This is a genomic window from Vibrio sp. 10N.222.55.A1 (assembly GCF_041473835.1).
GTDB classification, from domain to species: domain Bacteria; phylum Pseudomonadota; class Gammaproteobacteria; order Enterobacterales; family Vibrionaceae; genus Vibrio; species Vibrio crassostreae_C.
This window is the reverse complement of record NZ_JBFRSX010000073.1, coordinates 1-14,609: the sequence shown is the minus strand read 5'-3', so window position 1 is coordinate 14,609 and position 14,609 is coordinate 1. Positions and strand designations below refer to the sequence as shown.

Annotated in this window: 9 protein-coding genes; 7 read left to right on the top strand and 2 right to left on the bottom strand. The window is 45.4% G+C overall.

Going from position 1 to position 14,609, the window contains the following annotated elements:
- Positions 1-54: 54 nt before the first annotated feature.
- Positions 55-2,235, bottom strand: a complete 2,181-nt coding sequence (gene malQ, locus AB4493_RS19390) for a 4-alpha-glucanotransferase (RefSeq protein WP_372155629.1) — start codon at positions 2,233-2,235, stop codon at positions 55-57.
- 185 nt (positions 2,236-2,420) lie between these two features.
- Positions 2,421-4,874, bottom strand: a complete 2,454-nt coding sequence (locus AB4493_RS19385) for a glycogen/starch/alpha-glucan phosphorylase (protein WP_069597239.1) — start codon at positions 4,872-4,874, stop codon at positions 2,421-2,423.
- A 567-nt stretch (positions 4,875-5,441) separates the two neighbouring features.
- On the opposite strand from AB4493_RS19385, the gene malT reads away from it, so the two are divergent.
- The 7 genes from malT (at position 5,442) to sstT (ending at position 14,569) form a co-directional block, all read left to right on the top strand.
- Positions 5,442-8,150: an HTH-type transcriptional regulator MalT gene (gene malT, locus AB4493_RS19380; protein ID WP_017061867.1), complete on the top strand. Its 2,709-nt coding sequence runs from the start codon at positions 5,442-5,444 to the stop codon at positions 8,148-8,150.
- Between the two features lie 579 nt (positions 8,151-8,729).
- Positions 8,730-9,650, top strand: coding sequence for a DUF368 domain-containing protein (locus AB4493_RS19375; protein ID WP_017066617.1), 921 nt, complete (start codon positions 8,730-8,732; stop codon positions 9,648-9,650).
- A 203-nt stretch (positions 9,651-9,853) separates the two neighbouring features.
- The gene (locus AB4493_RS19370; protein WP_017061864.1) at positions 9,854-10,294 is read left to right on the top strand and encodes a hypothetical protein; all 441 of its coding nucleotides are present in this window, start codon (positions 9,854-9,856) and stop codon (positions 10,292-10,294) included.
- Entirely contained in the window at positions 10,291-10,887 is a 597-nt protein-coding gene (locus tag AB4493_RS19365; protein WP_004732104.1) for an SCO family protein, read from the top strand. The genes AB4493_RS19370 and AB4493_RS19365 overlap by 4 nt, the downstream gene beginning before the upstream one ends.
- 83 nt (positions 10,888-10,970) lie before the next feature.
- Entirely contained in the window at positions 10,971-11,429 is a 459-nt protein-coding gene (locus AB4493_RS19360; RefSeq protein ID WP_017068936.1) for a copper chaperone PCu(A)C, read from the top strand.
- Positions 11,430-11,898: 469 nt separating this feature from the next.
- Complete coding sequence (gene rsgA / locus AB4493_RS19355) at positions 11,899-12,963, top strand: ribosome small subunit-dependent GTPase A (protein WP_052879180.1); 1,065 nt, start codon at positions 11,899-11,901, stop codon at positions 12,961-12,963.
- 391 nt (positions 12,964-13,354) lie between these two features.
- Positions 13,355-14,569 carry a serine/threonine transporter SstT gene (gene sstT, locus AB4493_RS19350; protein WP_017068938.1) on the top strand — a complete coding sequence of 405 codons (1,215 nt, stop codon included), beginning with the start codon at positions 13,355-13,357 and terminating at the stop codon, positions 14,567-14,569.
- The last annotated feature ends 40 nt before the right edge of the window (positions 14,570-14,609 follow it).

Sequence of the window (14,609 nt, the reverse complement as noted above, 5' to 3'; positions counted from 1 at the left end):
GTAGTTTCGTACGGCGTAAGCAAAAAACCACCTAATTTCAAGTCACTCACGTCATTACTTAGCGGCTTTTTCTCGAACGTCAGTCAGCTTAGAAGCGATACGATTAACGCCTTCGTGAGCAAATATTTCGTCCAAGTTCATTGATAGTTTACGACGCCAGTTAGGGTATTCATCAACCGTGCCAGGAATGTTTACTGGCTTGTCCATCTCTAGCCAATCTTCTAGCTGAACGCTCAGTAGTGTTGAACCACCAGCCGCTACGTGCAGTTGAAGTGCCTCAGCAAGGTAAGAGTCCATCGGTACTTGGCTCGCATCGCGGCCCACACCTTCTGGTAGGAAACCATGCCATGCTACTGAATCTAAGATACCTTGCTTGCACTCTAGGCGGTCATCGAACAAGGTTTCTAATTGTTCTGCATCTGGATATAAGCCAATCTCTTGGCCCATTTTCAGGTCATCACAGTGCCAGAAGCCACGAAGCGTTGGCATATCGTGAGTACACAGTGCCGCCATCGATTGTGATGCGTAGTGTTTTGGTGAGATGAAACCACCGTCATCTTCTGATGTTTCGAAGAAGAACACTTTGTAAGAGTGCACGCCAGCATCTGCAAGGATGTCGACAATCTGATCCGGTACCGTTCCTAAATCTTCACCGATAACGCTACATTGGTAACGGTGAGATTCAAGCGCCAGAATAGACAGCATATCTTGTACTGGGTAGTAGATGTACGCGCCCTTAGTTGCGTTCTCACCCTTTGGAATCCACCACAAGCGCAGTAGACCTAAAACGTGGTCGATACGCAGTGCACCACAGTGCTTCATGTTCGCACGAAGTAGCTTGATGTAAGCGTCGTAGCTTGTTTCTTGAAGCACTTCTGGGTTTAACGGAGGTAGACCCCAGTTCTGACCCAAAGGACCAAGAATATCAGGTGGAGCACCAATGCTCGCATCCATCACTAGGTTGCCTTCGTCAGCCCAAGTCTCGCTGCCTGAATCTGCAACACCTACCGCTAAGTCACGGTACAGGCCAACAGCCATGCCCTTCTCTTCTGCAAGAGACTGTGCATCGTTGATCTGGCAATCTGCTAGCCATTGCAGGTACATGTACAGATGAACGTTTTCTAAGTTCTCTTTGATGTATTTCTGTGTCGCTGGGCTGTCGAATGTACGGTACTTCTCAGGGAATACCGGCCATCCCCACATGCCAGAATCTTCTGCATGCAGTTCACCATGTAGAGCATCAAACGCCGCTTGATGCATCAGGCTATCGCCACCCTCTTCTACGAAGGCTAAGAACGCTTGTGCACGGTCGCTGTTTTTGTCTAGATGACGAGTCTTAAATTCTGCGAATAGCAGAGGCAAGATGCTCATCTTAAGCTCAGACACTTCGGTGTAGTTTACCCAGTGTGCTTCACGCGCTTTTTGTAGACGCTGTTGGAACTCTGCGCTGCCGACTGTTTGTTGTGCTTCTGCACTTAGTGCAAATTCAGGAACTGAACTCACATCAATGTATAAGATGTTCAACCAGCGACGAGAAGATGGGCTATATGGGCTCGCACCTTCAGGGTTCGCAGGGAACAATGAGTGAATTGGGTTTAGACCAACGAAGTCACCACCACGAGAAGCGATATCCGCAACAAGCTGTTTTAGGTCTCCGAAATCACCAATACCCCAGTTATGCTGAGTTCTTAGGGTATAAAGTTGAACACTGGGTCCCCAAAGCTTTTTGCCTTGCTCGATTGGTGACTGCTTGAAACACGCTTTTGGCGTAATAATCAGTGTCATCTCGTAAGGCTTCTTACGGCGCTTACGGCTCACAATGAGCTTGTGATAACCCCATGCCAAATCACTTGGCAATGCAAACACTAAAGGGCCACCCTCGGCACGCTCGTCACGAATGACTTGAGATTGAAGATAGCCTTCAAGTACCTCTCCTTGCTCGGTTTCTAAGCGCCAGCTGAACTCACTTTCACGAGCACTTACACCTAGATTAAGCGCCACTTCTACTGGCTCACCGTCACGCAAGACAAGAACTGGGTCTAGTACATCTTTTTTGTGTTTTCTTTCTGCTGACTTAAGCAGTGCATCATCGCTGCTTGTATCGTAGCCCAACGAAGCCAATAGAGACGTGATCGTCTCGTCTGATACTTGTGCTTCATCGCCCCACGCACTAACGTAACTGTCGGCAATGTTTGCCATTTCTGCGACTTGTTTTAATACGGTCTGTTCTTTCATCGCTCTCTCCGAAAACGTTCTGACGCTTTCTATTTTGTAGGGTTGTTAATTTAATTTTTACTAATCAATTAGCTTGTGACAATCGGTTTGTAAGCAGCTTGTTTATAAACGAAACCTTTAAGCCTTTCGTTTGCTCACAAGCTAATTGAGCCAAGGCAGAAACTGCCTTGGCTACTTTGGAAGTATTAACGGTTAACCGCTTCAAGTTTCCAGATGTTGTTCACGTAGTCGCGGATAGAGCGGTCTGATGTGAACTTACCAACCAATGCTGTGTTAAGAATTGCTTTCTTAGCCCAACCTGCTTGGTCTTTGTATTGCGTGCCCATGTCTTCGTGCGCTTTCACGTAAGATGCGAAGTCAGCAAGACATAGGTAAGGGTCACCACCGTCTAGCAGGCTATCAAACGTTGCACGTAGAAGGCCTGGTTGACCTGGAGTGAACTCATCGCCAGTCAGTAGGTCTAGAGATGCTTTCAGTAGTGGGTCTGCATTGTAGTAGTCGTATGGGTTGTAGCCTTGAGCTTTCAGAGCTTGAACACCATCAACGTCTAGGCCGAAGATGTAGATGTTTTCATCACCCACTTCTTCACGAATCTCAACGTTTGCACCATCCATCGTACCGATAGTTAGCGCGCCGTTTAGAGCCATCTTCATGTTGCCCGTACCAGATGCTTCTTTACCCGCTAGTGAGATTTGCTGAGAAACGTCTGCTGCAGGGATGATGATTTCAGCCATGCTTACACGGTAGTCAGGAATGAATACCACTTTCAGTTTGTTACCGATGCGAGGGTCGTTGTTGATCTTCTCTGCAATCTTGTTAACCGCGAAGATGATCTCTTTCGCTAGGTGGTAACCCGGTGCTGCTTTCGCTGCGAAGAAACATACGCGTGGCTCACACTCGAAACCAGGTTCGTTAAGAATACGGTGGTACAGAGATAGAATGTGTAGCAAATCTAGGTGCTGACGCTTGTATTCGTGAAGACGTTTGATTTGAACGTCAAAGATAGCGTTAGTATCTAGCTCGATACCCATGTTCTCTTGAACCCAATCAGCTAGGCGCTGTTTGTTTTCTTTCTTAACAGCCATGAATTCTTTTTGGAATTTCGCGTCTGTTGCAAACTTAGCGATGCCTTCTAGCTGCTCAAGTTTTGCTGGCCATTCAGTGCCGATCTTACCCGTGATTAGCGTAGATAGACCTGGGTTACAGAACTTCAACCAACGACGTGGCGTGATGCCGTTCGTTACGTTAGTCAGTTTACCTGGGAAGATTTCGTTGAACTCAGGGAACAAGTCTTTCTTAACCAGTTGTGAGTGAAGCGCAGCTACACCGTTTACTTTGTAAGAACCAATCACACATAGGTTTGCCATGCGAACCATGCGGTGGAAACCTTCTTGGATGATAGAAAGCTTCGCTTGCTTCTCACCGTCACCAGGCCACATCTTGCGAACTTCTTGCATGAAGCGGTGGTTGATTTCAAAAATGATTTCCATGTGACGTGGAAGAAGACGGTTGATCAGTGATTCAGACCAAGTCTCTAGTGCTTCAGGAAGTAGTGTGTGGTTCGTGTATGCGAACGTATGAGCACTGATTTCCCATGCTTGGTCCCAAGATAGACCTTTCTCGTCAATCAAGATGCGCATTAGCTCAGGAATCGCAATCGTTGGGTGCGTATCGTTAAGCTGAATCGTTTCTTGCTTAGGCAGATCTTCTAGAGAGAAACCTGCTGCTTCGTGACGACGTAGAATATCGCGAACAGACGCTGCTGAGTGGAAGTACTGCTGCATTAGGCGCAGAGTCTTGCCTTTCTCGTGGTTGTCGTTCGGATAAAGTACTTTAGTGATGTTACCTGCATCGATTAGCGAGTGTTGCGCTTCGAAGTAGTCACCGTTGTTAAAGCTTGCTAGTGAGAATGGTGCAATTGCCTGACATTCCCAAAGACGCAATGGGTAAACCGTGTTTGACTCGTAACCTACGATAGGTAGATCCCAAGGCATTGCTTTCACTTCCATACCTGGAACCCAAGTACGTACTTCTTTACCGTCGATGAATTCAACTTCTACATGACCGTAAAAACCAATGTGTTGTGCTAGTTCTGGACGAGCCACTTCCCATGGGTAACCTTCAACACCGCGCCATGCGTCAGGTGCTTCTTGCTGACGACCGTCTTGGAAAGACTGTTTGAATAGACCGTATTCGTAGTGAAGACCGTAGCCTACTGTTGGGTATTCTTGAGCGGCACAAGAATCCATGAAACAAGCAGCTAGACGACCAAGACCACCATTACCTAGTGATGGGTCACGTTCTTCTTCTAGAAGGTCAGTTAGGTTTTGACCTAGCTCTTCCATTGCATGAGTGATCTGTTCGTATAGACCCATGCTGATCAGGTTGTTACCTGTTAGACGGCCAATCAAAAACTCAAGTGATAGGTAGTTAACGCTCTTCGCGTTCTTAATTTTTTCGTCATTTTCAGTTTCTAACAGATCAAATGTTGTGAGTTCTGCTAGCGCACGCCCCATTGCTAGGTACCATGCGCGGCTATCTGCGTTTTCAATCGTTGTTGCGTAGGTTGCAGATAAATGTTTCTTAACACTCTCTTGGAATGACACTTTATCGAAAGTTTTTTGCTGAGTTGGTTTCATTTCAGAAATCTCGCTTTTAATAGTTCTAATTCATCTGTGACATATCGTGCATGGTCACCATAAACTAAACATCCTCCCGCTAATGCAACTGACTAGGAGTAGATGGGAGGGCGTAGGGGGCGTACCGACTTAGGGTTAGTGATCTGACTCTCATGTTCTGACTGCGAACAAAAACTTGGAGTGACTAAGATCACAAGCTCCCGTTCGATAACTTAACTTCAATTGATGTGACTTTTATTTAACCCATTTAAAGTCATTGCCAAATCTGAGTTTCAGATCACGAAAATAATTTCCAACTCTCATCTTTTGCATTGATTCCCGTGTAGGGATGAACGAAGTCACATTCACAAACCAACCCGCAACGTGAGCAAAGTCTCAAATAAAGGGCGTAGACACCCAAAAACATGCAGGAGTGCAAGGTTTCTGAGGAGGATCGTAGTCGGTAACGTTTGGCTTCACGTAATATGAGTAAAGACTTAAGTAATTAGGCTCATGTCATTGGAGTGCACTCAACGATAGATTGGGATATTCCAGAACATAGCCACGGAATAGGTGTAAAACTTCGATATGTGGATCCCTTCGAAACTGACTCGTCCCGGCCGCTTACATAATGCAATCCTACGACCTAGGGTTCTCGATCTGCTTCACAATGCAGATTGCTATAAGCTTGTGTTGTTCCGCTCTCCAGCGGGCTACGGCAAAACCACCATGGCTGCACAATGGTTGGTAGATAAACCTAATGTGGGTTGGTACAGCATTGATGATAGCGACAATGATGCCTTCCGCTTTATCAACTACCTACTTCAATCACTTAATAAAGCGACTCAAAATGCCTGTCCGAATGCCCAAAAACTGGCAGAAAAGCGACAGTTTTCATCGCTGCATTCTTTATTAAGTGAAGTATTTGCCGAGATGTCGGAATTCCATCACGAGTGCTTTCTGGTGTTGGATGACTATCACTTGGTCAACAATGACGACATCCACGAAGCCATGCGCTTCTTCCTCAAACACATGCCCGATAACCTAACGTTGGTTGTCACCAGTCGTGGTACGCCACCACTTGGTACAGCAAACCTGCGCGTTCGTGACTTAATGATCGAATTAGGTAATGACTCGTTGGCGTTTGATACCGAAGAAACCACACGCTTTTTCAACCAACGCGTAGCCGACGGCATTGATGACACCACGGCAGATAGCATTTGTAGTTATGTAGAAGGTTGGCCTTCTGCACTGCAACTTATCGCGCTACAAGCACAACACCAAAAACGCACTCTTGCACAGTCCGCGGAGTCGTTCTCTCACTTTAACCACGCCCATCTTTGGGACTACTTGGTTGAAGAAGTATTCGACCTGCTAGACAAAGAAACCCGACAGTTCTTGATGCAGTGTTCAGTGCTTGATCACTTCAACGACGAGCTTGTTTGCGCACTAACACAACGTGAAGACGCGCTCGGTATGATCGAATCACTTAACCGATTTGGTTTGTTCATCTACCCTCTTGAGGGCGAGAAAAACTGGTACCGCTTCCATAATCTATTTGGTGAGTTCCTCGCCCACGAGCGCCAAGCTCGAATTCCTCAGCAAGAAGCTGAACTGCATCGAAGTGCTGCAAAAGCGTGGATCAAGCAAAACACACCACACCAAGCACTACGTCACGCACAGCGCGCTGAAGATCCAGAACTGATCATTCAAATCCTGACTGAGCACGGTTGGCCGATGTTCAACCAAGGTGAGCTGTCGTCACTAGAGATGGCGATCAAGCAACTGACTACCGACCAACTTTACAGTGAGCCAAAGCTTTCGATGTTGCGTGCTTGGCTTGCACAAAGTCAGCACCGTTATGACCAAGTGGGTACTTTGTTGGAAGAGGCTGAGACTCAATATCAAGCGCGAAACATTGAACTCGATACTCAGCAGCAAGGCCAATACAACGCCTTACGCGCACAAGTTGCCATCAACAGCAATGAGCCTGAGAAAGCATTGGAATTGGCTGAGCTTTCGTTGAGTCAGTTGAACACCACCGTTTATCGTAGCCGCATTGTCGCAACCTCGGTTGTGGGCGAAGTGAATCACGTAATGGGTAACCTAAGCCGTGCGCTACCGATGATGCAACAAACAGAAAAACTGGCACGTCAGTATCAGGTTTACCATCAGGCCCTGTGGGCGATTCTGCAACAAAGCGAAATCTTGATTGCTCAAGGTTATGTTCAAGCTGCATTTGAGCTACAAGACAGTGCATTCAAATTGATTGAAGAACATCAGCTGCAATACGTACCTCTGCACGAATTCTTGCTGCGTGTTCGCGCTCAGATCTTCTGGTGTTGGAACCGACTAGATGAAGCGGAAGAGTGTTGCTACAAAGGCTTAGATATCCTTGGTCACCACTCTCCGAGTAAACACCTGCACAGCTATTCTATGTTGGCTCGTATTTCATTGAGCCGTGGTGAGATTGATAAAGCGTCGAAATTTATCGACCAGATTCAGCACCTATTGCGTCAATCGACTTACCACGTAGATTGGACGGCAAATGCTTCTCTTTCTTTGATTCTGTTCTGGCAAGTAAAAGGCGATAAAGAAGCTATCCGTGATTGGCTGAGTGTGGCTGTTCGACCTGAATCGGCAAGTAACCACTTCTGCCAACTTCAGTGGCGAAACATCGTTCGTGCTCACATCATCCTTGAGCAGTATGAAGACGCAGAAGAAGCGCTGACCTTCCTTAAGAGTGAAGCCCAGCGTTCGCACCTGATTACAGACACCAACCGCAACTTGATCGTTGAAGCCGTGTTACGTACACAAATTAACGATGAAGACAGCGCACGAATACTACTCGAAGAAGCGCTTCATATGACTAACCAAACCGGTATGGTCGGTAACTTCTTGGTAGACGGTGGGACTATCGGGCATATCTTGGATAAGTTGAGCAACAAGCCAGGCTTAGGTGATTTAGAACGTCACCGCGCACAACAAATCATGAAAGATATTTCCGCGACCCAACGCAGCCGCTCGGTTCACTTCGATGAAGACTTTGTTGAGAACTTGGTTAATCACCCGAACATTCCTGAGCTTGTGCGTACTAGCCCACTCACCCAGCGTGAATGGCAAGTACTTGGTCTGATCTACTCAGGATTCAGTAATGAGCAGATCGCTCAAGAACTCGATGTAGCGGGTACCACAATCAAGACTCACATCCGTAACCTTTACCAAAAGCTCAATATTGCTAACCGTAAAGAAGCAATCAGCACAGCGGAGAACTTGCTGCAGTTGATGGGGTACTAAAACGGATTCGAGATTCGAGATTCGAGATTCGAGAAAAGTTTAAGCTAGTCACCTATGGTGGCTGGCTTTTTTTCATCTGAAGTTTAGAGCCTAAAAGTGTAGGAACGGGAAATGAAAAAAGACAATCACCAAATGACAAGCAAAAAAATAGCCAACCGCAATAATCGCGATTGGCTCTATATATTTGTGAACAAATCATAAGTTCACTAACAACGTCAGTTGGCTAGGTGACCCTCGGCTTAAGAAGGGTCAATGTATATAATGCAGTTAGCGTGCCAACTTTTATTCGACGTTTTATAAGCCCTGCATCGCATAAAAACCATGAATTTGTCATGCGAATTGCAAAGTGCATTTGCATAATGCAACCAAGATGCAATATCGATAAGAGATCAGTTTCATCGCTGCTCTTAATGACAAATCACTAAGTGGTTGTTATATTAAATGTTAGGCAAATATTCACTTCAACTTATTACGTTACAATTAATAGAGTAATAAAAGCCTTTCCCCAAAAGCATATCCATACTTTTTTTACACTAAAGTTTGTATACTGCACAAAATCATCCTCAACTCTATGAAGCAATGAACTACTTAAGTACTTTTTTCAAAGGCATGGCTATGGGCGCAGCAGACGTTGTTCCTGGCGTGTCGGGCGGAACCATCGCATTCATCACTGGTATCTACGATACGCTGCTAGAAAGCATTCGCAGAATTAACCCTAGCGTACTTGGCTTATGGAAACGCGAAGGCTTCAAAGCCGCGTTTAATCACATCAATGGTTTCTTCCTAATTTCACTGTTCGCGGGCGTATTCACGAGCATTGCGACATTCGCAAAATTGATTTCTTGGTTATTAGTCACCCACCCTGTTCCACTGTGGTCTTTCTTCTTCGGCCTGATCTTGGTCTCGGTTTTCCATATTCTTAAGCAAGTAGAGAAACGCGATATGATTCGCTTCGTGTTTTTGCTGCTTGGCGTTGCTTTCGCTTATAGCATTACCGTGCTTAAACCGCTGCAAATGGAACCAACCAGCATCAACGTATTGATTGCGGGTGCGATTGCTATCTGCGCGATGATTTTACCCGGTATTTCAGGCAGCTTTATTCTGCTCCTGATTGGCATGTATGGCCCCGTGCTTGGCGCCGTTAAATCATTTCAAGTCGATGTACTTGCGCTATTCCTTGCGGGCTGTGTGATCGGACTGCTGACTTTCTCACATGTACTGTCTTGGCTATTGCGTTCATTCCGCGACTTCACATTGGTATTCTTAACCGGTTTGATGATCGGTACGCTGCCTAAGATCTGGCCTTGGAAAGAGACCATCAGCTGGCGCACAAACTCAAAAGGTGAACAAGTTCCTCTGATTCAAGAAAACCTGTCACCGTTTGATTTTGAAGCCGTAACTTCTCAGCCTTCTCAGCTGGTAATGGCTATTGTGATGATGTTTGTTGCGATTGCATTGGTTCTAGGACTAGAGAAGTTTGCAGAGCGTAATGCTGACTAATCATTCAGCCAGCTTCTGGAAAGCGTTTAGAACGGATAATGCTTAGAAATACTAAGCTCACATATCTATTAAACAGACAAAAGCGAAGCCAATGGCTTCGCTTTTTTAGTTCTACCATACGCACAAAATTGCTTTTTGATACAAGCACGTATTGAGGGGTGTGATAACATCGCCGCTCTTATAAAATTAAATGAGAACACGACATGCACTCTGCATTAAAGGTTGCTGCTGTTGGGATCGCTCTCGTGGCAGGCTTTTATGGGCCGCAAGCAATTCAGCAATTTAAATCAGCGATGGAGCACTCAACTGCCGACGTCAGCTTGGATGATTACTGCATGCTTTCAACCACATCGTGTGAGCAGGAATCCATTTCAATGTCGCTTGACCGAGAAACCGCGCAACCTCTTCTACCCACAAAGATAAAGGTAGTTTGGGAAGGTGCTGCATCTGAGACACTGGTGTTATCGCTCACAGGTTTAGAAATGGAAATGGGATCAGCGCGTTTTCAATTAAAGAGCATTGGCAACAATACCTATGAAGGTGATGTGATTTTACCTGTATGTACTTTAGATAAAATGACATGGATCGGTGAACTCACTGATGGTGTCGATACTGTAAACCCTGCAATAAGGATGGCAAGATGAGTAGAAATTGGTCGTTAGCATTGGTTGTCGCTTTTGTACTTGGCTTTGGTGTCAAAAGCTATCTTGATGGGCAAAACGAAGTTCAAGAACAACACGCTGCAAAACAAGAGTTCTCCGCAACGACTCTTTTCGGCAAAGACAACCAACCAACGGAAATCTTTGACCAAACCGATGACAGAATTCGTATCGTTTACTTCGGTTTCACACGCTGCCCAGATGTGTGCCCCACTTCTTTGGCTATGTTGGCCGGAGCACTTAACCAAGTCTCTGATGAAGCAAAAGCCAAGATTCGCCCGATGTTTGTCTCTCTCGACCCTGAGCGTGATGCAGCAGAAGCCTCATACGAATACGCACAATACTTCCACCCAATGATGGAAGGATTAAGTGGTCCTTTGGATGTGACAACCACGCTTGCACACAACTACGGTGTTATTTTCAGAAAGACCAAGCTGGAAGGTTCAGAGTTGGAATACACCCTAGACCACAGCTCATATTTTTATTTTTTAAAGCCCGACGGTACCTTGATTACCAAAGTACCGCACACGTTGACGCCAGCGCCAATTGTTGAGGCTATCAACAAGCTGACGCAGTAAAACGTAAAAACAAAGAACTTACTCAATAAAGTTCAAAAAAAGTCAGGTCCCAGACCAAAAACATAAAAATTAAGGACAACAACATGAAGTTAAAAGCACTTGCTCTAGCAGGCTTATTGCTCACCCCTTTTGCTCAGGCTAGTAGCGATATTATGGTTCATGACGCGTACGCTCGTGCAACCCCGCCTTCAGCAGTGAACAGCGCGGTGTTCACGACTCTGATGAACCACAGCGATAAAGATCGCGCTATTGTTTCTGCAACAACACCTGCAGCAGGTAAAGTAGAACTTCATGATGTAATCATGGATGGCGATGTTATGAAAATGCGCCAAGTTCAAGAGATCACCATCCCTGCAAACGGTGAAGCGGTACTTAAACCTGGTAGCCTACACATCATGTTGTTCGACCTAAAAAGTAGCCTAAAAGAAGGTGAGCAAATCGAGATGACTCTGACTTTCGCTAACGGTGAAACGCAAACCTTCGACGCACCAGTGAAGAAAGTGATGAGCGGCATGAAAAAGATGAACCACGACCATCATTAATCGTATTCACAATTGATAAAATAATTTAAGCCACGATGACTTCTCGCCATCGTGGCTTTTTGTTAAACTGAGCGCGCTTTTTATTCAAAGCCTGAACACATTAATAAACCAAGGAGAATAGAAGATGATTGTAATGAAAACACTAAAACTGGCAGTAAAAGTAACGCGTTAATTTGTTTGGTTAATCAAACTTTAATCTCGAACTACCAACATTAAGCCATCAGCTGGCTACCGCACACTTTTACCCGGTTTACTGTTGATCGTAAGTGATCAATATCTGCATGCCTGTAAAGCATGACTCAAATCCGGGGTCCTATCGATTTTGAATTCGACCCAAGCTCAAACATTTTTGACGTCTCGACGCTTTTTGAACTGACCAACGCTTTTCGATCTCATCGACAACCTGAGATCTTACAAGACGTTAATGCTCTCATAAGAAAAGAAAGCTCGCACGTCTGGGTAAATAGACATGAATTCACAAAACGCATTTTCTCATCCAATGTCACTTCAACAACTTGGATGGCAACCTGTATTCCAACAACAACTGACACTCGAAGACTATGACCACTCCGTCATTGCTCGTATCGTCGCACATCACCGTAGTGGCTATACATTAGCGTCAGAGCAAGGTGAAATTGTTCTACCCATCCACCAAAACCAACCAGCAATGACCGTTGGCGACTGGGTGATTTTGAACTCTGATCTGCAATTCGACCGCTTACTAGACCGTCAATCGCTCTTCCGCCGTAAAGCTGCTGGCAGTCGCGTAGCTGAACAATATATTTCAGCCAATATCGACACGGTTTTTATCGTGGTTTCGTTAAATAACGACTTTAACCTAAGCCGCATCGAGCGTTATCTCGCTCTCGCTAATGAAGCGCAAGTTGAAGCCGTTATCGTACTCACCAAGAAAGACTTGTGTGACGACTACCAAGACAAAGTACAGCAAGTACAAAGCCTAGACCCAATGCTGATGATCGAAGCCGTTAATAGCCTAGACCAAGACTCTACTCAAGTATTGTCGCCTTGGTGTAAAACGGGCAAAACGGTGGCTTTGATGGGGTCGTCTGGTGTTGGGAAATCTACGCTGGTCAACTCGCTGCTTGGGGAGACTCAGCAGGCCACGGGTGGCATTCGTGAAGACGACAGCAAAGGTCGACACACAACGACGTCACGCTCACTGCATTTACTGACATCGGGCGGCTTACTGCTTGATACGCCAGGAATGCGAGAGTTGCAACTTGCAGACTGCGCCGAAGGGGTAAGCGAAACCTTTTCTGATGTCGAAGAGTTAGCTATGCACTGTCGTTTCTCTGATTGCCATCATGAATCAGAGCCTGGATGCAAAATACGCAAAGCCATTGAGAGTGGAGAGTTGTCTGAAAGACGATTTAATAACTATCAAAAGCTATTGCGAGAGCAAGCCAGAAATGGTGCCTCATTGGCAGAGCAACGTGCTAACAGTAAGCAGCTTTCGAAGATGTACAAAACCGTTCAATCAGAAAGTCGAAATCTTAAAAAAGCTTCTGACTAAACCTTTAAGTTAACGACTATAAGTTGTATTTGAGACAAGCTTAGCCCCTTAGTGTTAAACACGTGGGGCTTTTTGTTTCAATTTGGTCTTAGTGTGACTATTTATGCACACAATGTTCTTACCAATAGTCGTTTACATTTCCAAATTTACAGTATATTGAGTCTATTAAATGTCATTTTGTAGATTTATAGCTCAATCAAAACACATTTGATTAACATTTAGCTCTAAAAACACCACGTAGCGCAAACAATCACCCTAAAAGTAAACTATTCCTAGACACCCTCTTAGATCCCGCTAATATGACCGCCCATTCCACTAGTGTATAGTTGGATTTGGTACAACTTTATAAAAAAATACATCACTATAATAAATTAACAATTGCAGGTATTTTATGCAAAATCACAACATGCTCGCCCGCATCGCTCGTGGAAATCTCGTTCTACAGATCCTTGCTGGTATTGTTTTCGGTGTCGTTCTCGCCATGGTTTCTCCTTCAGCAGCTCAAGATGCAGGCCTATTAGGTAGTCTGTTTGTTGGTGCTCTGAAAGCTGTTGCCCCAATTTTAGTATTCATTCTTGTTGCAGCTTCTATCGCAAACCAAAAGAAAGGTCAGCATACTCATATGCGTCCAATCATTGTGCTTTACCTGATTGGTACGTTCTCTGCAGCACTGACTGCTGTAGTACTGAGCTTCATGTTCCCAACCACTTTGACACTGGTTGCTGGCGCTGAAGGTGCTAACCCTCCTCAAGGTATTGCAGAAGTTCTTCATACGCTTCTATTCAAGCTTGTAGATAACCCAGTTAGCGCACTAATGAACGCGAACTACATCGGTATTCTTGCTTGGGCAATCGGTCTTGGTCTTGCACTGCACCACGCATCTGCAACAACCAAAGCGGTTTTCGAAGACCTTAGCCACAGTGTTTCACACATTGTTCGCTTCATTATTCGTCTTGCGCCATTCGGTATCTTCGGTCTTGTTTCGGCTACATTCGCAACAACGGGCTTCGATGCACTAGCAAGCTACGGTCAACTGCTAGCGGTTCTACTAAGCTCAATGCTTATCATTGCTCTTGTCGTTAACCCACTGCTTGTCTTTGTAAAGACAAAACAGAACCCATACCCACTTGTACTGCAATGTATTCGTGAGTCTGGTGTAACGGCATTCTTCACTCGTTCAAGCGCTGCAAACATCCCAGTGAACATGAACCTTTGTAAGAAGCTAGAGCTAGATGAAGACACTTACTCTGTATCAATCCCTCTAGGCGCAACCATCAACATGGCAGGTGCTGCAATCACCATTACTGTGTTAACGCTTGCAGCTGTACACACAATGGGTATTGAGATTGATATCTTCACTGCGATTCTACTAAGCCTTGTTGCTGCAATTTCTGCATGTGGCGCATCAGGCGTTGCCGGTGGTTCACTGCTACTGATTCCTCTAGCTTGTGGCCTATTCGGTATCTCAAACGATGTAGCGATGCAGGTTGTAGCGGTTGGTTTCATCATTGGTGTGATTCAAGATTCTGCTGAAACAGCGCTTAACAGCTCAACTGACGTAGTGTTCACTGCGGCTGTATGTAAAGCTGAGCAAAACAAAGCTTAACAGCTCTTGGTATTAGGCTTTAGCTCTAAGCTCTAAGCTC